This window comes from Arthrobacter sp. 05L428 (assembly GCF_056397665.1).
Window position 1 is genome coordinate 1 of record NZ_JBFTNW010000006.1, and the last position, 19,374, is coordinate 19,374.

Sequence of the window (19,374 nt, forward strand, 5' to 3'; positions counted from 1 at the left end):
ACCGGCACTGTCACCATCAACACCTACGCCACCGCAGCAATCCCCACCTCCAACGCCAACGCCGCCCCGGTCACCTTCAACGTCCCACTCTCCCTGCTGGTCAACGGAACCAACACCATCGCCGCCGAAACCCACCTGAACTACCACGCAACCAAAGACATCAGCTTCGACCTCACCGCAACAACCACCACCAGCGGCTAGCGGAGTGAATGCCGTGCCGGCGGCGGCCTTGCCCGTCGATCGGCCGTCCGTCAGGACTGCGGCGGGGTTGCGGCGGGGGCGCTTCGCGCCTGACCACGCGGCATCGGACCTGGTTACACTGTCTGCCCGGCCCCGGTGACTACTCTCGGAGGCACCGAACTACCTGTTTGTCCGGTGCGTCCTCGGTGGCAGGATCTGGGCCATGGACCTGAACTTGGCGTTGACCGCTTTCGGTGTAGCCATCGTCGTTGGATTGACAGGTATGGGCGGCGGCGCCCTGATGACCCCCGCACTGGTGCTGTTCTTTGGCGTTCCCCCGCTCGCCGCGGTCTCCAGCGACCTCGTCGCCAGCGCCGTCATGAAGCCGGTGGGCTCCCTGGTACACCTGCGGCGCCGGACGGTGAACTTGGACGTGGTTAAGTGGTTGGCGGTGGGTTCGGTGCCTTCAGCCTTCTGCGGCGTGCTGGTCCTCAAATGGCTGGGCCCCGGCGAGGACGTCCAGCAGATGGTCAAAACGGCGCTCGGCTTCGCTCTGCTCTTGAGCGCCATCCTGTTGGTGGTGCGGGCCTACCTCCGGCTTGCCGAGCGCGCACGCAGCGCGGACGGGCGCGGAGCCGAGCTGCCTACAGAGCGGCCGCAGGTGGCGGTCCGGGTTCTGCCCACCGTCCTTTTGGGCATTCTGGGCGGCATTGTGGTGGGCATGACGTCCGTCGGAAGCGGATCCTTGATCATCATCGGGCTCATGCTCATCTACCCAGGGCTCAAGGCCAACCAGCTGGTCGGCACCGATCTCTTACAGGCCGTTCCCCTGGTCTTCGCTGCGGCCGTGGGGCACACGCTCTTCGGCGATCTGAACCTCGGCTTGACCCTGCCCTTAGTGTTGGGCAGCATCCCCGGCGTCTACCTCGGGGCCATGCTGTCCTCCCGTCTCTCGGGCGGCTTCGTGCGCCGGGCGTTGGCCTTTGTGCTGCTGGCCTCGGCGCTAAAGATGCTCTCCGTCCCGGACCCGGTAACAGCAGGGATTCTGGTGGCCGCCTTGCTGGTGGCGCCCCTGGCATGGATGTATCTGCGCCGGCAGAAGGGTTTCCCGGCGCTGGCCACCGTGGAGAGCCGACGTCGGCGCGAGGCAGCCGCCTTGTTAAACTCAACGAGCGGAATCAGGGGGACACTGTGAGCTTGCTCTTCGGTTCTGAACCATCACACGTTCTGACCGGCGCCCGGCTCGATGAGCTGGAACTCCTGCTGGGCGGCCTGTACGGCCCGGCGGACGGCTATGCTCTGCCCTCCAACGTTCCACCGGAATGGCCCTGGCCGTTTACGCTCTCGGTGCCCGCCGCCGTCGGCCAACAGGCGGTGGACTGCAGCGCCCTGCTGATCACGGATCCGGATGGCACACCGCTGGCTAGATTGACCGTATCCGCCGGCCAGGGCGCGGGAAACGGCACCATGCACCTTGCCGGCCGGCTGGAAGCCCTTCAGCCCGCCGAGCACCCGCCCATGCGCCGGCTGCGTCTGACGCGGCCCCTCACCGGACCGGGACAGGACACGGATCCGAGCCTGGTGGCGGCGTTCGACCGGCTGCCGGAGCCTGCCCAGCTCGCCGAAGCGATGGGTATGGCAATCCGCCATCACGCCAGGTTGTGGCTTGTCGCGGTTGCCGGCTGCCAGGAGCACGGAAACTATACGGTCTTGGAACTGCTTTCCGTCCTTGAACGCTGCACGGAGCAGCTGGTTGGAGCCCGGACCGGACTGCTGGTCCTGCCCGCGTTCGAGGGTGCGTCCGGCGCCCGGGACCGGACCCTGCGCGACTACGTGCTGCTCCGGCTGGGCGCCTCCATCCTGCTCAACTACACCTCCGATGCGGGGGCCGCGGCCAGTGCAGCGCCGAGGCGGCGTGCCGCCGCCGCTCCCGAACCGCTGGCAGCAGGCACCCCACCGCTGGGTGCTGTCGTTTTCCTGACGGGCCTGTCCGGTTCCGGGAAATCTACAATCGCCCGCGCACTGGCGGAACGGCTGCAGCGGGCAGACTCCCGCCCCGTCACGCTGCTGGACGGCGACGACGTGCGCAGGCTCCTGTCTTCGGGTCTTGGCTTCAGCCGGCAGGACCGGGATCTCAACGTCCGCCGGCTCGGGTGGGTCGCCTCCCTGGTTTCCAAGTCCGGCGGAGTTGCCGTCTGCGCTCCGATCGCGCCGTTCGAGTCGACCCGTCAGGAGGTCCGGGCGATGGCCGAGACTGTCGGCTCGTTTGTCTTGGTGCACGTGGCCACGTCGCTGGAGGTATGCGAAGCGCGGGACCGAAAGGGACTGTACGCACGGGCCCGGGCCGGTGACATACCGGACTTCACCGGGATCGGCTCTCCGTATGAACCGCCGCTCGACGCCGATCTGGTGCTTGATACCGGCACCACCTCGGTGGACGAGGCGGTCGATGTGATTTTGGCAGCGATGGGCGTCGGGGCCAGGGAACTGGTGGAACTCAGCCAGTGAAGACGGCGCGTGGCGGTTGAGCGAGGAAATCTGCCGTAAGCCAGGACATTCCTGTTGGCCTGGTCATGGAGGCAGGTCAGTAGCCCAACCATCGTTCCTGTTCTCCCCGGTCCTCAGCGGGGGCTGAGCGCGTCGCTTCGCACAGCCATCAAGTCACAACTCGTCAGGTCTTCGCGGCGGTTGATGCCGAGCTTGCTGAAGATCCGGTAGAGGTGTCCTTCAACAGTGCGGACCGACAGTGAGGCGAGCTGGGCAATTTCGCGGTTGCTGTTGCCGTTGATCACCATCGTGACTACTTCGCGTTCCCTGGGCGTCAGGGAGGTGGCGTCATCGGTGCCGAACAAGGACAGGGTGCTGATTCCCGCCAGCTCCCTGCGCCTGAGCTGAAGCAACTGGGCCACGGCGCGAACGCGCTTGCGGTCCCCGCTGCCGTTCAGGAACCAGACGGCCTTGCCAAGGCATTCCGCCGCCAGCAGGTGGTACCGCAGTTCCTGTGCCCTTTCGCTGGCCGCGATCAGCTGCTCAGCGTCACGCTGAAGAAGGGCCCGCGCGTAGGCATTGAGGCACTCGGCCTCCGGGCCTTCGCCGTGATCCGTCAGTTCCACCAGCCGCGGCAAGTGGCCGCTGTCGCCGAGCCGGAGCGCCAGTTCTCGGGCATCCCGCTCCGCCGCGAGCAGTCCCATGCCTCGGGCCCGATCAGCCAGCACTGACAGCTCCCGGACGCCGTTAGCTGCTCCATGCAGACCCGCCCGCGCTGCCGCGACGTGGGCCTGCCCCATCAGCTGGAAGTGTGCGGACCCTCGATACGGGACGCGGTTGAAAGCCTCGCAGTAGCGGTCCACCACGTCGTTTTGCCCGAGCAGGGAAGCTGCATAGGCCGCCAAACCCAAGGCATACGGCAGGAGGTGGTCGAAGTCTGATTCAAAGAAGGCCTCAATGGCGACCGAAAGCCTGCCCAATGCGGTCACCATGTCGCCCTTTCTTAGCGCCGCCAGCCCTTCCACCAAGGACTGTCCCCCGCTGAAGTGCAACCCGCTGCGGAATCCGTGCCAGGGGGCCTCCGTAGGGGGCATGGCGACCAGGTTCCATCGTCCCAGGCGAACCAGTGCCAGCGAATGCTTGAAGCGTGCCAGCTCATACGCCCGGAACTGCGCCGTGGAACTTCCCCCCAGCAGCTGCAGGATTTCGCCGCTCGCCCGGAAGGCACTGTCCGGCCGACCGGTGGCGGCCAGCAATTCAGCCCAGAGATAGAGAATCTTGGCGCGGGTAATCGGATCTGATCCGGTGTCGGCCAGCCGTTCGGCCAGCTCATCCTCGATCTCGGCGTAACGTCCCTCCAAGTGGAGCGCATGCAGAATCAGCAGCCGGCTACCGGCTGACTCGGCCGGTCCGGGCGTCAGGCTCCCTGCTCCCAGACGCTGCTCCGACGCGCGCCAGGAGGCGGCGATCTTCCTCAGTTCCAGGGTCTGCCCGCCCATGCCGAGATGCACGCGGGCGGCGAGGATGGATGCTGCCCCCGCCGTCGCGTGGTCCGCGGCGGAGTCGACGCAGTCCTGCAGCAGCGCCGCCGCGCGCGGAAGATCACCAAGATGGAAATGGGCGTCTGCCATTTGGACTTTCGCTGCCGCCCGGAACACTTCGCCATCGATCGCTCCGGCCGTTTGCAGCGCTACCATCGGCTCGAAATGCCGGTTGGCGCTGGCGGCTGCACCCAACAGCTGCTCGTCGGGAACCTCGGCTCCGCAGTCCAGGGACCAGCAGACCAACCGCGTCTGCATCTCCTCCGGCATCGTGCCGTCCACAACATCGAGCACGCGCGAGCGGATCATCATGCTGCGGGCCGGAGGAACAAGGGCGCGCACCACCTTTCCCAGCAGCGGGGAGGCCGACCGCACCAACCTTTGCGGCCCCCGGGCAATGGTGATGAGCCGGTCCTCTATCAGGGTGTCAACGTCCGAATCACTGGCGAGCCGGTGCAGCCAGGCCAGGGGCAGAGGCTCCGCGAGCGCGACCGTCTCAAGGATCTCCGTCTCGGCCGCAGACCTGCAGGCGAGCTGTTCCCGGACCAGATCCCTCAATTGCTGATCGACGCGCAGATGAAAGTTCTTCAGCATCCAGACGTGGTTACGCAGCACCAGTTCACCGGTGCGCTGGGCCTGGCGGATCAGCGCGAGCAGAAGCAGGGGGTTTCCGCCTGCAATCCTGCATAAAGCGGTACTGGCGCTGTTGATAACCTCACCACCCAGCATCTGGCTACAGAGCTCGCGGGCCTGCGCATCGGTGAGCGGGGACAGGTCAAAGCGCCGCAGCAGCCCCTCGTTCCAGAGGGAAACAAAAGCTGCCGTCGGTCCCGGCTTTGGTCTGGAGAGCACCAGCAGCTTTACCAGGCCCATCAAGGCCAGTTGCGCCAGCACCCTGGAACTGTCTGCATCCAGGTTCCCGGCGTCTTCCACGATCACAAGCGCTGTGGGTTCCCCGGTTTCGAGCCGCCGGCTAAGCACCTTCTCCATGCGGCGGGGCACTGACGGCCACGGTTCGGACTCCGGCAAGGGGTATGAGCCCAGGTATGGAGCCAGCGCGCCGAAAGGGAGCTTCGTCATCGCCGCTGCGGGAAAGATCCAAAAGGGCTTGACCGCCGCGCCGAGCTGCCGGAGCACCGCCCCGGCCAACGCACTCTTTCCCAAGCCGGCGTCCCCCGCCAGCAGGACTCCTACCCGGTCAGGGTCCTGCAGCGCGGCCACGATTGAAGCTACCAGGTCGGAGCAGCCCACCAGGGCGCGGGGAAAGTCGTCGTTGTCCATGTCCGCCGGCCCCCTAGGCAAAGGTCATCTTCAGGTCGGCACGGCTGGAGACCTGAAGCTTTCCGTAGATCTGGTAAAGATGGCCCTCCACCGTCCGCACGGAAATGCACATTTTCGCGGCGATGGCCTTGTTGCTCTCACCCGCGGCCGCCCGCTGGGCTACCTCCTGTTCGCGCGCTGTGAGCGTCGGTCCGTCCTCCTCCGCCGGCAGGACGCCCATTTTCTGGACACTGCTGCTGATCCGGTGTCTGGCTGCCCTGGCCGCGGCCCGGTCCCCCGCCGCGTCGGCAACCTTCTGGGCCTCCCTGGCGGCGTCCCTGGCGAACAGGTCATCACCTATCCGGGCGGCGGCCTCAGCGGCCTCCAGCAGCACGGCGCTGTCCTGTTCCACAATGCCCGTTCCGAACAGGTGAGTGACGTCCGCGAACTGACCGTGGACGGCAGCTGACGCCGCGACCAGCCGGGGGGCAGCGCCCCGGCAGCCTTGGCGCACGGCAGCGCAGAGGAAGAGCAGTTCAGGGAGTTTCGCGCCGCGTCGGCGTTCCTCCTCGGCGCGTTCCAGCAGTCGCACGCCGGCCTTTTCTTTAGACGCCAGCTCGGCAGAGGCGAGCACCTGAAACAGCGAACGCACGCTCAAGGAGAGCTGAGAGGGGCAACGTCCGTCCAGCTCCACAGAGCGCAGATACTGGAGGGCTTTGTCGTTTTCCCTGAGCAAGGCGTAGCAGTAGGCGATCGTGGCACTGGCCAAAGCCTGCGCTCCGGACGTATCCAGCTGCCCCAGCTGACTATGTGCCGGCAACAGCCTTTCCAGCGCACGCTCCGCCCGGCCGCAGTACGCGTCAAGAGCCCCCTGGGCGAGTTGGTCCAATGCGACGGCGGCGACGGCGGCGATCCCGTCGCCGAACCGTCCCGCATCGGGGCTATGGCAAAGCTGGGGATCTGAGGCCGTCCCGAGGAAGACGCTTAACAGTGCCTGCTCCGCTGACCTGGCATTGACCGCCGCCAGCTCCTCCGCGGTGAAACGCATCTGCATGTCGTGGACAAGGGCCCGGGCCTCCGCATGGCGTCCCACAATCGTCCAGGCTTGCCATAGGAGCGTGGCAGCATGCACCTTATTGCCTTGGGTCGCGCATGCGGGATAGAGCCGGCTCAGCGCATCCGTCGCCTGCCGGTATCTGCCCTCGCCGAGGTCCAGTTCGGCCCTGGCCAGGGCGACGTCCTCCCGCAGCGCGGCGATACCGGCCGCGTCCTGGACAGAGGCGGCAGCGGCTCCGTTCAGTCTGGCTTCCACCCGGTCCAACGCGGCGCGGGCTTCCGGTCCGCGGCCTAAACGGGATGCGAGGACGGAACTGCGCACCAGCATCGCCTCAACCCAACAGCCCAGCGCAAGGTCCATGGCGTCAAGGGCATCCGGCGACAAGAGCTGTTCGGCCTTTGCGGGGTCCCCCAAGGCTGCGTACGCCCGGCCCTGTTGGGCCAAAGCGGTGCCGCGTTCCTTCGGAGCCAGGAGCTCCACGAACCTCAGGGCCTGCTGCGGCTGACCTGCGAGATTGGCCAGCCGGGCAGCATGCCTGGCCTCCTGAGGGGACAAGGCCTCCCCACAGTCGAGGGCCCACCGGGCCAGCTCCAGGGTTTCCGTGGCCGACCTGTCAGTTGCTCGTTGGGTCTGTGCAGCGAGCCGTCGCAGCGTCCGGCTGCGGCCGTGGGGGACGCGTTGGCGGATCGCGCGCTCCGCCAACGGGTTCGAGAGTCGGACAAGGGGCCGCCGGTCGGTTGCCAGGTCGAGGCAGCCCCGCCGGGTGAGGGAGTCGAGGGCTTCGGCGCTGCACAGGCGCAGGAGGGTGTTCAATGGCATTCCGCCGCTGAGCGCCAGCAGCTCAAGGACCTGTTGCTCGGCCGCGGACTCCGGGTTGGCCCAGGCGCTGACGGCGTCCCGGGAGCATGCGCCGTACACGAATGTGCGGTTGGTCAGCACCCAGACGCCGGCGTCCTCAATGAAGGTGCCGGCGTCAATCTGATCGCGCAGGATCAGTTCGAGCACCCGCGGATTGCCGCGGCTGGCTCTCCAGAAAGCCACTGCTGCGGCAGTTGAGACCTCGGCGGCGAAGAAGCTGCGCAGCCACTGGCTTGCCTCGGCGAGGCTGAAAGCGCCCACGTCTGTCCGACCGATGAGCCTGTCCTTCCACAGCGACACCAAGTCGCCCGGAGCCGCCAGCAGATCCTCTCCCGTGGCCAGCAGGCGAACGGTTCCATGGACGGTCAGTCGGTTGATGACGAGCGCGGCGAGCTCGTCCAGGCCTTCGGTGTTGTCCACAAACAGCACGATGTTGCGCCCCTTTGCCCGGTCCCGCAGCAACTGGGCAAGTCCGGCCACCACCTTTAGCGGATGTTCAGCGCATCCTTCGTCGAGGTCGTTGAGCAGCGATCCCAAGGCGCCATAGGGCGTCGACGCCGAGGTGGAACTGCCATTTACTTGCACCACAAGGTAACTGTCGTCCAGCCGCTCCAGCGCCTGGCGGGCCAGAAAGGTCTTGCCCACTCCCGGCGCCCCGACTACCACCGCGCCGCAGGAGCCGCCGGGTGAGCCGCGGCCGGTCAGGGAGCCCAGGATGTCCTCGACCAGGTCCTGCCGGCACCATGCGGGACGGGAAATCTGTTTAACCCCGTCCGGGGCATCGGAATCACGATTTTTAGGGTTGCCTGCGGCAACAGAAATTAAGACGGCAGCATTTGAATCGAACATGAGGCGAGACCTTCGTATTCAGTTGGAGACCCAGTAGCCCCAACCTACGAACGGCGCTGCGCAGGTACACGAGTAACGTGTACTCGATTTACCTGCCCCGGTCCTGATGGCGGACGGCAACGGTACTCAACCTCTTGGATCTACTACCTACCCGTCTCGTGACCGCCCTTCGGCGACGCCGCAAGTACCGTCACGCCTCTATCTCTGGCGCGCGGGGAGGAGGTGCCGGACATGGTGCTCCAGAATCTCGCCGGAGCCGTGAGCAAAGCGAGCGTCCCCCGGCCCGGACCTAGACGGCGAGCAGCCCGGCGGGCCTCTGCCCGGACAGGGAAGCCAGCGCGCGGGGACGCAGCTCCGGCCACTCCTCGGTCAGCAGCGACAGGATGACGAAGTCGCGCCAGACGCCGTCGGCGTTGCGGGAGGACCGGCGCCGGGTGCCTTCGGCAGTGAAGCCGAACCGGGCCAGCGAGGCCAGCGACCGCTGATTGCGGCTGTCCACGTCGCATTCAACCCGTCCAGCCCCGCAGGAGAACAACCAGTCGAGCAGGGTGATCTTCACCTCGTGGTTCACCTTCGCTCCCCAGAGGTCCGGGTCCAGCACGGTCCGGCCGATCTTCACGCGCTCCGTCCTCTCGTCGTGTTCGGTGATGCCGGTGGTTCCGACGAAACGGGACTGTCCCAGCGGGAGCTGCTGGTACACCGAAAACACCTGCAGCCCCGCGAAACGGCGGTCCACGAACGCCGACAATTCGGCCTCACCCGCGGGCCGGGCCTCACTGTCACTAAAGCCTTGGGACCAGATCTCGTCGCGGGCCAGAAGGCGCGCCAGCGGCTCGACGTCGAGCGGTGTGAATGGTGCCAGGACGAACCTGCCGGTGGCCGTCTGAAGGGTCGGCAGGGTGTCGGGAAGGAGCAGCGCCATTGCGGCCTTTCTGGTGCGCGGTGAAGCGTGGGGAGTGGGTCGGCGGAAGCCGTATGTGTCCGCAAATTTTCGGCGGCAAGAGAAATTATCACCCCGATGCCGCAGTCCGCAACGACACGCTGGCCGCGGCTGTGCGGCAGCCCATCCGCAGCCGGTTCAGCCAGCTGCCGGCCGGCCACGAACGACTTATCCGCGGGGGTGGAGGGCCTGCTGGACCGTGCCGAGGAGCGAACGGAACCTTGCGTCCTGAGGCAGTTCCTCGATCAGCACGACGCCTTCCGGCCCGGCCAGTGGTATCCGCCAGTTGGGGTACTCCGTGCTGGTGCCGGGCTGGTTCTGCGTGCGGGTCTCCCCCACGGCGTCGACCAGCGCCACACCGAGCAACGACGACGGCGTGAGGGCGGTGAACGCGTACAGCGCCTCCACCGTGGCCTGCTCCCCGGCCTCCGCCGCTGCCGGCAGCAGCCCGCGCTCCCGGACGAGCTCCAGCACGGCTTCCTGCTCTGCGGCGTCGGCGGCGCGTTCTTCCGCGACCGGGCGCCGCAGCAGCCCGAGCGACTCGCGGAGCGTCACGTGCGCGCCGGCCAGGTAGCCTGCGGTAGGAGGCAGGTCGTGCGTGTTGACACTGGTGAGGCACTGCTGCCGGTAGCGTTCCGGCGCCAGCGGCCCGTCGCCGTCGTGCTCGAACCACAGGATCGAGGTGCCGAGGATGCCCCGTTCGGCCAGGTAGTCCCGGACCCAGGGTTCGAAAACGCCGAGGTCCTCGCCGATCACCACTGCCCCCGCGCGTTGGGCCTCGAGGGCCAGGATGCCGATCAGCGCTTCGTGGTCGTAGTACACGTACGTGCCCCCGCCCGGCCCGGCGCCCTCCGGGATCCACCAGAGGCGGAACAGGCCCAGGACATGGTCAACCCGGATCCCGCCGGCGTGGCGCAGCACGGTCCGCAGCATGTCCCGGTAGGGGGCGTAGCCGGCCTCGGCGAGCCGCCCCGGGTGCCACGGCGGCTGGGTCCAGTTCTGGCCCTGCTGGTTGAACATGTCCGGAGGCGCGCCAACCGTCACGCCGTGCGCGAGGACGCCGGACAGGGTCCAGGCGTCGGCGCCGCCGAGCTTCACCCCGACCGCAAGATCATGCACGACGCCGATGTCCATGCCGGCCCGCCGCGCGGCGTCCTGCGCCGATTCCAGTTGCTGGTCGCAAATCCACTGCAGCCAGCGGTGGAATTCGATCCGGTCCGCGAGCGCGGTCCGTTGGGCGGCGCAGTACCCGGTGTCCGGGGAGGCAGCGGCGTCCGCCCACTCGGGCGCCGAGGGGTCGAGGCTCTCTGCCAGGGCGCACCACAGCGCGAAGTCGTCGAGCCCCTGGCCCTGGTCCCGGCAGAAGTCGCTGAACCGGCGTGAACGGAAGGGTCCCCGCCGGACGCGGAACACCCGCTCAAGCACCGCCAGCTTTGCCTCGTAGCTGGAGTTGCGGTCCAGCAGGGACGCCTCCCGGTTGGCGGCCCGCAGGCGGGTAGCGAGGCTGTCCGCCTCGGCCAGCGCACCGGGCTCCAAGTAGGCGTATTCCGGGATATCCTCCACCCGGATGTACAGCGGGTTGAAGAAGCGCCGGGTGGCCGGCAGGTACGGCGAGTCCTCCACCGGCGGCCGGGGCTCCGCGGCGTGCAGCGGGTTGACCAGGATGAACCCCGCCCCTTCCGCCCCGGCAACGGCGGCCAGATCGGCCAGGTCCGCGAAGTCGCCGATCCCCCAGGAACGCGCTGATCGCACGGAGTAGAGCTGGGCCGTGAGTCCCCAGTTGCGGCGTGCCGCCAGGGCTGCAGTGGTCCGCAGCCGCCCCGGAGTGACCACCAGCGGGCACTCCGCCGCGGTGCCGGCCGCGTCCGCCTGGATGGTGTGCCAGCCGATCGCCAGCCCCTCCGGGATGGCGAAACTCGCGCGCCCGGTCAGGACGCCGTCGACCTCTTTTGGCTCCTCCCAGTTCTCCAGCTGCCGGACCTCGTGCCGGGCGCCATCCTCGGCGACGACCCGGACATTGACGTCGGTCCCGTGCGGGACGTGGACATCGAAGGATGCCGCTGCTCCCTCCCGCGCCACCACGACCGGCGGCAAGAACCGGCGCCAGGGGGCCAGCTCGGCTGCCTCCAGCGATCGCTTGATCTCCCCCGGACCGGCGGAGGCAACGCCCAGGGCGGTGAGGACCCGGCGAAGGGTGTCCGCGGCAACGGAGCGCTCCACCCCGTCCCAGCCCCAATAGGAGGTTCCCACCCCGTGGGCCGCTGCCAGTTCGCGCAGCAGCGCGTCGGCGTCGTCTGCCGTGGCGGGGTGGTGGTCAGCCGGTTCCGTGCCGTCCCTCATGGGCGCGTCAGCCGTTGTCCGGGCGCGCCGGCGGTTCGGCACCGTGGGCGGCATGGATGTGGGCCTCCCCCACCAGCTCGTGCAGGCCGGCGACGGAGGCGGCGAGGCTGAGACCGGGCGATTCGACAATGAACGGCATCAGCAGCCGGTTTTCTTTCTCCAGGTGCAGGGCGAAGACCTGTCCGATCGTGCCGGCGGCGACGGCGGCGTCCACTCCCTGGGCGGCGCGGAGGCGCTCCACGAGGCCGACTATCGCCTTGTGTTCGGCGAGCATCCCTGCCACCAGCAGCCGTCCCTCCGGCATAGCCCCCGGTCCGCCGTACAGCGGGCCCTCCTCGGCAAGCGCATGCGGGACCAGTTCGGTCTCGCACCATTCGACCAGCACCTCGTGGGCCTCGTGCTCGGCTCCGGTGTCGCGGGACTTCACCGCATGGGTCAGGGCGGCAATCAGCGCCTCGAGCCGTTTGAGCATCCCCGCATGGTGCGTCTCCACGGCTGCGAGCGCCTCGGCTTCTTCCTCGGGTTTCTTGGGAACCGGCGTGTCCATGGCGTCTCCCTGGCTGGGCGGAACTCGGGTCCTGCTGAATCTGATCCAACTGTACGGCCGGCCCGGTTCCCGCGAACAGGCCTTTCGGCCCCGCATGCCGCCCGGACCTGCCGGCAGGGTCGGGGCGTTTTGGGGCGGTTTCGACGCTTCCCGGCCGGCCGCGCTAGCCTTGCACCCTATGATCGACGTCGAACGGTTCCGGATCCTCCTCAGCCAGGAGCGCGAGCGGAAGCTTGCCCTGTTGCCCGCCCTGCGCAGGGACATCACGTCGGTGAATGCCGCCCGGCAGGATTCCAACGTCGACGACGAACACGATCCGGAGGGGGCGACGATCGCTTTCGAACTCTCCCAGGCCTCCGCGCTGCTGGAACAAAGCAGGGCCGGGCTCGCACAGATTGAAGCTGCGCTGGTCCGGATCGACGCAGGTAGCTACGGCATCTGCGAGGTGTGCGGCGGCCCGATTGCCGAGGGCCGGCTTGAGGCCAGGCCGTGGACGCCCTACTGCATCCGGCACAGCGCCGGCCCGGCATAACAGCGAAGGCGTAACAGTCCCCCCATGAGCATTGAGTCAACTGCCCTCGCCACCGACGACCTGGCCGGAACGTGGTGGCACCGCATTGTGGACGGGTTCAGCCACGCGCCCGCACCGGTGGTGACCGGAACCGAACTCCTGCTGGTGGTCGCCGTCGCCGTCGCACTCTCCCTGCCGCGCGCCAGCTGGCGGTACTTTGGGCTGCTCGCCACCGTGACGCACGAGCTGGGCCATGCCTTCGCCGCACTCATGACCGGCCAGCGGCTTGGCGGCATCAGGCTGAGCCTGGACCATTCCGGCACGACCACGAGCTACAGCCGCCGGCCCTTGGCCGCCGCCTGGTCGACATTCTGGGGCTATCCGGTCCCCGCCGTCGTCGGCGCCGCGATGGTTTGGTCAGGCTTCAACGGCTGGGGGCCGGCGGCGATGTCGGTCGGCACCCTCGTGTTGCTGCTTTCCTTCCTCTTCCTGCGCAACGGCGTCGGTGTACTGATCACGGCCGCGGCGGTCCTCGCCGCAGTGCTGCTGGTCCTCGTTGTCCCCGCGGTGTTTATTGGCCACGTGATGATCGGCCTGGGGCTGGCACTGCTGGTGGCTGCCGTCCGGGACCTGGGCAAGCTGGTGGCGGTGCATTCGCGGCACCGGAACCGGCTGTCGACGTCGGACGCGTACCTGCTTGCCCGCTCCACGCCCTTGCCGGCGTTTGTCTGGATCGGGCTGTTCGGCGTCGTGGTGGCGGCGGCCTGGTGGGTGGCATGGCAGCCGATGGCGCCGGTCGTCGCCGGCCAGTTCGGCCTCGTGGCCCAGGCTGCCCGGCTGGGCTGATCTGCTGGGCTGATCTGCTGGGCTGCCCGGCTGGGCTGACCGGGGCCGGTGCGGCTGGTCAGGTGCGTCCGGCTGGCCTGCTGCGCATAGGCTGGGAGCATGAGTGAGACAACCACGAAATCGGACCAGGCCTTCAGCACGCGGGGCGCCTATGTCACCGGCGGTGCGGAGTTCAACCGGGACACCAACTACATCGAGGACCGGGTCACCCGCGACGGCGCGCCCGGGGCCAACGGGGAGCCCGGCTGGCCCGTCGAACCCGGCCGTTACCGGCTGGTCGCGGCGCGCGCCTGCCCGTGGGCGAACCGGACCGTGATCGTGCGGCGCCTCCTCGGCCTCGAAGACGTGATCTCTCTCGGCCAGCCAGGCCCCACCCACGATGCACGCTCCTGGACCTTCGATCTGGATCCCGGCGGCAAGGACCCGGTCCTGGGCATTGAGCGGATCCAGGAGGCCTACTTCCGCCGTTTCCCGGACTATCCCCGCGGCATCACGGTCCCGGCGATCGTCGATGTGCCCAGCGGCGCAGTGGTCACCAACAACTTCCCGCAGATCACCCTGGACTTCTCCACCGAGTGGACGGAATTCCACCGCGACGGCGCCCCGGATCTTTACCCCGAAGCCCTCCGGGAGGAGATCGACGCCGTCAACAAGCGGGTCTTCACCGAGGTCAACAACGGCGTCTACCGCTGCGGTTTTGCCGGCTCCCAGGACGCCTACGACGCGGCCTACGACCGGCTTTGGACGGCGCTGGACTGGCTGGAAGAACGGCTCACCGGGCAGCGGTACCTGGTGGGCGACACGATCACCGAGGCGGACGTCCGGCTGTTCACCACGCTGGCACGCTTCGACGCCGTCTACCACGGGCACTTCAAGTGCAATCGCCAGAAGCTCAGCGAAATGCCGGCGCTGTGGGCCTACGCCCGGGACCTGTTCCAGACCCCCGGCTTCGGTGATACGACCGACTTCGTGCAGATCAAGCAGCACTATTACATCGTCCACGAGGACATCAACCCCACCGGGATCGTCCCGAAGGGTCCGGAACTGGGCAACTGGCTCTCGGAGCACGGCCGCGAGGCCCTCGGCGGCCGCCCCTTCGGCAACGGCACGCCGCCGGGTCCCGTCCGGGCCGGCGAAGAGGTTACCGCCGGACACGGCGCGGGCTAGGCACCGGCCGCGGCGGGCGGTGCAGACGGCGGCGCTAGGGTGGGGCAATGGAACTTTCCACCCAGCCACACTCCGGACCGGCGGCCGGACCCCAGCTGTCCGTCGGGACCGCCGCCCCGGCGTTTGCGACCGTCCGTGAACTCTTCGACACATTCCTGGCAGAGGATCCTGAGTACAGTGCCCAGTTAGCGGTGTACCGCGGCGGCGTCAAGGTACTGGAGCTCAGCGGCGGTCCCGGGCTGGGCCCGGGCGACATCACAGGTACCTACTCGTGTTCCAAGGGGGCGGCAGCCTTCGTCATCGCCCTGCTGGTACAGGACGGGCTGCTGGACCTGGACGCGGCCGTGGCGTCCTACTGGCCCGAGTTCGCCGCGCACGGCAAGGACCGGCTCACCGTCCGCCAGGCACTCTCGCACCAGGCGGGCCTGCCGGGCATCGCCGGCGGCTTCGCGCTCGAGGAGTTCCCCACGCCGGAAGCCGCCCGCCGTCTGGCCGCCGCCGCCCCGCTGTGGCGCCCGGGACGCACCTTCGGCTATCACGCGCTGACCATCGGCATCCTGATGGAGGAACTGTGCAGGAGGGTCGCCGGAGCCCCGTTGCAGGAACTCTTTGACGAGCGCCTCCGCCGTCCCTTCGACATCGATTTCTTCCTGGGCCTGCCCGCCGAGGAGGAGGAGCGCTTCCGCGAGGTGTTGTACACCGAGGACCCCGATGGCTGGCTGGACCCGCTCAGCCTGGCGGGACTGAACAGCAACGCGCCGGTCAGCGGCATCATGGAGTTGCCCAACCACCGCGTCATCCGCGCAGGCGGCATGAGCAGCGCCGGAGGGATAGGCTCCGCGGAAGGACTCGCCCGGCTCTACGCCGCAGCCACCACCGGAGTCGACGGCGGTCCGGGCTTCCTGGCGCCCCGGACCATCGGACTGATGGCGGAGGAGCAGGTGTGGGGCCTTGACCGTTCCTCCGGACAGGACAACGCCTTCGGCGTGGTCTTCATGAAGCCGCACCCGGGGCGGGACTTCGGCAGCCACCTCGCTTTCGGCCACGAGGGCGCCAACGCGGCCCTGGGCTTCGCCGATCCCGGCTACGGAATCGGCTTCGGCTACGTGCCCAGGCGCAGCGAGGAAGGACGCACCAACGGAAGGGCCCAACGACTCTCGGCCGCGGTGCGGAAGGCCTGCGCGTCGACCCCGCTGGCATCCCCGTAAGGGTTCGTCCAGTTGTAGCAGCAACGCCGCGGCCCTAGGGTGAGCCGGGATGGCAAATGCAAAAGAACACGACGACGGCGGCACCCACCCCTCCTGGGCCCGCAGGCTCGCGCGCACCGTGGCCGGGAGCGTCTCTGCCGCCCTGCTGTGGCCCCGGCTGCAACTGGCCACCAAGGCGGCCATCGCGGCGGGCGTCGCGTTCTTCATCGCCCCGTTCATGCCCGGATCCGCGGCTGACTACCCGTACTACGCGCCCCTGGGCGCCCTGGTCGCGATGTACGAAAACGTCTCCGGCTCCATGCGCCAGGGAGTCCAGACGCTGGTGGGCCTGGCCCTCGGCATCGGGCTCGCCTTTGCGCTGTTCAGCTTGGGAAACCCGACGCCGCTGTCGGTCGCGATCATGATGGGACTCGGCGTCATCCTCGCCGGCCTGCCGAAGATCGGTTCCGGCAGCGACTGGATCCCGACGGCGGCGCTGCTGGTGCTGCTGGTCGGCGGCCACAACCCGGACAAGTTCTCGTTCGGCTATCTCTTCCAAATGGGCGTCGGCGTCAGCGTCGGCATCGTGGTGAACCTGCTCGTCTTCCCGCCGCTGCACTTCAAAGCCGCCGCCCTCAGCCTGGCCGAGCTGCGGCTGGCCCTGGCCCAACAGCTCTGGGATATGGGCAAGGCGCTCCGCGAGAACTGGCCGCCGGAACACGAGGACTGGTCCCGCCGCTCAGAGGCGCTCGCGGGGCGCGCCCGCTCCGTGCGCGTTGCCGTGCAGAAAGCCGACGCAAGCCGGCAAGCCAATCCCCGCCGCCGGCTGCACCCGCGGGACGTCGAGGAGGACTACCGCAACCTGCGTGACCTGGAGCGGCTGACCTTCCATATCCAGGACGTGACCCAGGTACTCTCGGATGTCATCTGGGCCAAGGACACCCCCTTCGTGATTCCGGACGGGTATGCCGAGCCGCTCGCCGAAGCCATGACCATGGCGGGCGACGTGCTCCGGGCTGCGGAGGAGGAGGAACCGCAGCGGCAGGCCGAACTCGTCGAGGAGGCTGACGCGGCGGTCAAGGCCTTCACCGCGCGAGTCGCCGCCGACGACCAGTCCGCCGGCGCCCCGAGCGCCGTCGAGTCAATCCTGCTGAGCCTGCACCGGATGCTGCGGGTAGTGAAGTCGGGTAACGCTGATTTCGCGAAGTCCAGCGACGGACACCGGGAACCGGACGCCTCCTCCGCCGGCACCAGCTAGCCGAACGGCACAGCCGCGCTCCCCGCCAGAACGACGACGGCGGCCGCCCCCGAAATAGTCGGAGACGGCCGCCGTCGTTGTTCGGTGGCGCGCTATTTCAGCGACGCCACCGACCCGCTGAAGTGCTTGCGTCCCGAATGCGGGCTCCAGGCGACGTAGTCGGAGCGCAACCACGCGCCGTCGTCGCCCTGCACCGTGCTGATGTCCAGCGCGACCCGGGCCGGCAGGAACACCGGCGCCTCGAACGCCACGTCCCAGCTGAAGGCGTCGCCCTTGGCCGCGCCGACGTCGGCCAGCGCCCTGGAGGCAAGGTACATGCCGTGGGCGATGGAACGCCGCATGCCGAGGGCCTTGGCGCTGAGCACGCTGAGGTGGATCGGGTTGAAGTCACCGGAAACGGAGGCGTACGCCCGCCCGGTGTCCACGCCGAGCTGCCAGAGCGCCGTCGGGTTCGGGGCCCTGAAGCCATCGGGCGCGGCGGCCGCGGACGGCTTGTCGATGCCCGGGAGGAACACGCCCTTCGCGAGGTAGGTGGACACGCCGCGCCAACGGACGAAGTCCTCTCCGGCCCCGCGCACTTCAGCCACAAGGTCCAGCTGGGTGCCGGCCCGGTGGCCGCGCAGGTTTTCCGCCCAGGCCCGGATGTCCAGGGCTTCGGAGAACAGCACCGGACCGCTCTGGACCACCTTGTTGGTGAGGTGGATCATCCCCAACAACGGCAACGGAAAGTCGTCCCGGTTCATCACGGACATGGACAGCGGGAACGCCAGGGCATGGATGAACCCGGCCGGCAGCACGTCGCTGGCGGTCTCCCCGATCAGGTGCTGGTAGGCCGTCAGGTTGGCGACCCCGGCCGTCACGCCGCGCACCTCATGGCTGCAGCCGGGCAGTTCCGTGCCCGCGTGCGTTCCCAGCACCCGCCGGCGCGCAGCGGTGGCGGCAGCGTTGACGTACAGCTTGGACAGCGACGGCATCTCGCCCAGGAGGACGGGCTGAGTACCACTCATGCGCCCACCAGGTTCTGCCCGCAGACACGCAGCACTTCGCCGGAAATGCCGCCTGCGGCGTCGCTGGCGAGGAAGGCGATCGCCTCCGCCACGTCCCCTGGCTGGCCGCCCTGCTGCAGCGAATTGAGCCGGCGGGCCACCTCGCGGGTGGCGAACGGGATCCGGGCCGTCATTTCGGTTTCGATGAAACCGGGAGCGACGGCGTTGATGGAGCCGCCGTGTGCTGCGAGCAGCGGCGCCGTGGCACGGACCATGCCCATCACGCCGCCCTTGGACGCTGCGTAGTTGGTCTGACCGCGGTTGCCGGCGATGCCGCTGGTGGAGGCGACGGAGACGATCCGCGGCGAGTTCCGGAAGTGCTCGGAGGCCAGCAGCGCCTCGTTGATCCTCAGCTGCGCGGCGATGTTCACGGCAATCACCGAGCTCCAGCGGCCCTGATCCATGTTGGCGAGCAGCTTGTCCCGGGTGATGCCGGCGTTGTGGATCAGGATGTCCAGGCCGCCGTGGCGCTCCACGGCGTGGTCGATGATGCGCTGCCCCGCGTCTTCCCGGCTGATGTCAAGCTGCAGGGCGGTACCGTGCACCTCGTTGGCGACCCTCGCCAGGTGGTCCCCAGCGGCCGGGATGTCGACGACGACGACCGTGGCGCCGTCGCGGTACAGCGTGCGGGCGATGGCCGCGCCGATCCCGCGGGCGGCTCCGGTCACGACCGCGACCTTCCCTGCCAGCGGCTTCTCGGCGTCGGCAGGCAACTGGCCGGCCTCGGAGGAGACCGTCAGGAACTGGCCGTCCACGAAAGCGGAGCGGCCGGAGAGGAAGAACCGGAGGGCCCCGAGGGCGCTGGGGCTCGTGATCCGTGCGCCGTCGGCGAGCAGGATGCCGTTGCCGGTGGCGCCGGCGCGCAGTTCCTTCGCGAGCGAGCGCAGCAGGCCGTCCACGCCCTGCCGGGCCGCCGCCGTGGCCGGGTCCGAGGTCCCGGCGGCGGCGCGGGAAACGGTCACCACGCGCGCGTTCGCGGCGAGGTCCCGGAGCGAGGCCGCGGCGCTGAGCACGGGCTTTTCAAGGTCCTCGGGCCGCGCGGCCTCGTCCAGCACCAGGATGATCGCGCCGAGTTTTTCGCGCGGCACGGCGTGGCGGCGGACGTCCAGGTTCCAGGACAACAGCGTAGCGGCGAGTTCATCCGCCCCGCTGCCGGCTCCCTGGACCAGGACGGGTCCCTGCACCAGCGGCTGGCCCGGCCGGTGGCGGCGGAGCACCACGGGCTGCGGCAGCCCGAGCTTCTTGGCAATGTCCTTGCCCAGGCCCCGGCTCACGAATTGGGTGTATTTGTCAGTCATCC

The 19,374-nt window shown here is 68.6% G+C and carries 15 protein-coding genes; 8 read left to right on the plus strand and 7 right to left on the minus strand.

What is annotated here, in order from left to right; translation table 11 throughout:
• The 3 genes from AC1DH3_RS11885 to cysC form a co-directional block, all read left to right on the plus strand.
• Window positions 1-201 (plus strand): hypothetical protein (locus tag AC1DH3_RS11885; RefSeq protein WP_476909395.1); only part of this gene is annotated, 201 nt, incomplete at its 5' end.
• A gap of 202 nt (window positions 202-403) precedes the next feature.
• Window positions 404-1,375, plus strand: a complete 972-nt coding sequence (locus AC1DH3_RS11890; protein ID WP_441418745.1) for a sulfite exporter TauE/SafE family protein — start codon at window positions 404-406, stop codon at window positions 1,373-1,375.
• Window positions 1,372-2,688 (plus strand): adenylyl-sulfate kinase, encoded by a 1,317-nt coding sequence (gene cysC / locus AC1DH3_RS11895; RefSeq protein WP_441418744.1) that lies wholly within the window; start codon window positions 1,372-1,374, stop codon window positions 2,686-2,688. Before AC1DH3_RS11890 ends, cysC begins: the two co-directional genes overlap by 4 nt.
• A gap of 113 nt (window positions 2,689-2,801) precedes the next feature.
• On the opposite strand, the gene AC1DH3_RS11900 is transcribed toward cysC, so the two are convergent.
• The 5 genes from AC1DH3_RS11900 to AC1DH3_RS11920 form a co-directional block, all read right to left on the minus strand.
• On the minus strand, window positions 2,802-5,429 hold the full coding sequence (locus AC1DH3_RS11900) for a helix-turn-helix transcriptional regulator (protein WP_441418743.1): 2,628 nt from the start codon (window positions 5,427-5,429) through the stop codon (window positions 2,802-2,804).
• A gap of 73 nt (window positions 5,430-5,502) precedes the next feature.
• Window positions 5,503-8,232 (minus strand): helix-turn-helix transcriptional regulator, encoded by a 2,730-nt coding sequence (locus tag AC1DH3_RS11905; protein WP_476909396.1) that lies wholly within the window; start codon window positions 8,230-8,232, stop codon window positions 5,503-5,505.
• 289 nt (window positions 8,233-8,521) lie between these two features.
• Window positions 8,522-9,154, minus strand: coding sequence for a GNAT family N-acetyltransferase (locus AC1DH3_RS11910; protein WP_441418741.1), 633 nt, complete (start codon window positions 9,152-9,154; stop codon window positions 8,522-8,524).
• A gap of 186 nt (window positions 9,155-9,340) precedes the next feature.
• On the minus strand, window positions 9,341-11,512 hold the full coding sequence (gene malQ / locus AC1DH3_RS11915; protein ID WP_476892546.1) for a 4-alpha-glucanotransferase: 2,172 nt from the start codon (window positions 11,510-11,512) through the stop codon (window positions 9,341-9,343).
• Between the two features lie 7 nt (window positions 11,513-11,519).
• Window positions 11,520-12,059 carry a hemerythrin domain-containing protein gene (locus AC1DH3_RS11920; protein WP_476892547.1) on the minus strand — a complete coding sequence of 180 codons (540 nt, stop codon included), beginning with the start codon at window positions 12,057-12,059 and terminating at the stop codon, window positions 11,520-11,522.
• Window positions 12,060-12,237: 178 nt separating this feature from the next.
• On the opposite strand from AC1DH3_RS11920, the gene AC1DH3_RS11925 reads away from it, so the two are divergent.
• The 5 genes from AC1DH3_RS11925 to AC1DH3_RS11945 all read left to right on the plus strand — a co-directional run bounded on the left by AC1DH3_RS11925 (window position 12,238) and on the right by AC1DH3_RS11945 (window position 17,028).
• Window positions 12,238-12,591 carry a TraR/DksA family transcriptional regulator gene (locus tag AC1DH3_RS11925; RefSeq protein WP_441418738.1) on the plus strand — a complete coding sequence of 118 codons (354 nt, stop codon included), beginning with the start codon at window positions 12,238-12,240 and terminating at the stop codon, window positions 12,589-12,591.
• Between the two features lie 24 nt (window positions 12,592-12,615).
• The gene (locus AC1DH3_RS11930; protein ID WP_476892548.1) at window positions 12,616-13,416 is read left to right on the plus strand and encodes a M50 family metallopeptidase; all 801 of its coding nucleotides are present in this window, start codon (window positions 12,616-12,618) and stop codon (window positions 13,414-13,416) included.
• 99 nt (window positions 13,417-13,515) lie between these two features.
• Window positions 13,516-14,583 carry a glutathione S-transferase family protein gene (locus AC1DH3_RS11935; protein WP_476892549.1) on the plus strand — a complete coding sequence of 356 codons (1,068 nt, stop codon included), beginning with the start codon at window positions 13,516-13,518 and terminating at the stop codon, window positions 14,581-14,583.
• Window positions 14,584-14,630: 47 nt separating this feature from the next.
• Window positions 14,631-15,791 carry a serine hydrolase domain-containing protein gene (locus AC1DH3_RS11940; RefSeq protein WP_476909397.1) on the plus strand — a complete coding sequence of 387 codons (1,161 nt, stop codon included), beginning with the start codon at window positions 14,631-14,633 and terminating at the stop codon, window positions 15,789-15,791.
• Between the two features lie 49 nt (window positions 15,792-15,840).
• Window positions 15,841-17,028, plus strand: coding sequence for an FUSC family protein (locus tag AC1DH3_RS11945; protein WP_441418734.1), 1,188 nt, complete (start codon window positions 15,841-15,843; stop codon window positions 17,026-17,028).
• A 92-nt stretch (window positions 17,029-17,120) separates the two neighbouring features.
• Here the strand turns inward: AC1DH3_RS11945 and AC1DH3_RS11950 are convergent, their stop codons facing one another.
• Window positions 17,121-18,035: a MaoC family dehydratase gene (locus AC1DH3_RS11950; protein WP_441418733.1), complete on the minus strand. Its 915-nt coding sequence runs from the start codon at window positions 18,033-18,035 to the stop codon at window positions 17,121-17,123.
• Window positions 18,032-19,372, minus strand: coding sequence for a 3-oxoacyl-ACP reductase (locus AC1DH3_RS11955; protein ID WP_476909398.1), 1,341 nt, complete (start codon window positions 19,370-19,372; stop codon window positions 18,032-18,034). Before AC1DH3_RS11955 ends, AC1DH3_RS11950 begins: the two co-directional genes overlap by 4 nt.
• Window positions 19,373-19,374: the final 2 nt, after the last annotated feature.

What these genes read in the sequence shown, in the direction of transcription:
- AC1DH3_RS11890 (WP_441418745.1), top strand. Translation starts at nt 404, where the DNA reads ATGGACCTGAACTTGGCGTTGACCGCTTTCGGTGTAGCCATCGTCGTT.
- AC1DH3_RS11905 (WP_476909396.1), bottom strand. Translation starts at nt 8,232, where the DNA reads ATGTTCGATTCAAATGCTGCCGTCTTAATTTCTGTTGCCGCAGGCAAC.
- AC1DH3_RS11910 (WP_441418741.1), bottom strand. Translation starts at nt 9,154, where the DNA reads ATGGCGCTGCTCCTTCCCGACACCCTGCCGACCCTTCAGACGGCCACC.
- malQ (WP_476892546.1), bottom strand. Translation starts at nt 11,512, where the DNA reads ATGAGGGACGGCACGGAACCGGCTGACCACCACCCCGCCACGGCAGAC.
- AC1DH3_RS11920 (WP_476892547.1), bottom strand. Translation starts at nt 12,059, where the DNA reads ATGGACACGCCGGTTCCCAAGAAACCCGAGGAAGAAGCCGAGGCGCTC.
- AC1DH3_RS11925 (WP_441418738.1), top strand. Translation starts at nt 12,238, where the DNA reads ATGATCGACGTCGAACGGTTCCGGATCCTCCTCAGCCAGGAGCGCGAG.
- AC1DH3_RS11930 (WP_476892548.1), top strand. Translation starts at nt 12,616, where the DNA reads ATGAGCATTGAGTCAACTGCCCTCGCCACCGACGACCTGGCCGGAACG.
- AC1DH3_RS11935 (WP_476892549.1), top strand. Translation starts at nt 13,516, where the DNA reads ATGAGTGAGACAACCACGAAATCGGACCAGGCCTTCAGCACGCGGGGC.
- AC1DH3_RS11940 (WP_476909397.1), top strand. Translation starts at nt 14,631, where the DNA reads ATGGAACTTTCCACCCAGCCACACTCCGGACCGGCGGCCGGACCCCAG.
- AC1DH3_RS11945 (WP_441418734.1), top strand. Translation starts at nt 15,841, where the DNA reads ATGGCAAATGCAAAAGAACACGACGACGGCGGCACCCACCCCTCCTGG.
- AC1DH3_RS11950 (WP_441418733.1), bottom strand. Translation starts at nt 18,035, where the DNA reads ATGAGTGGTACTCAGCCCGTCCTCCTGGGCGAGATGCCGTCGCTGTCC.
- AC1DH3_RS11955 (WP_476909398.1), bottom strand. Translation starts at nt 19,372, where the DNA reads ATGACTGACAAATACACCCAATTCGTGAGCCGGGGCCTGGGCAAGGAC.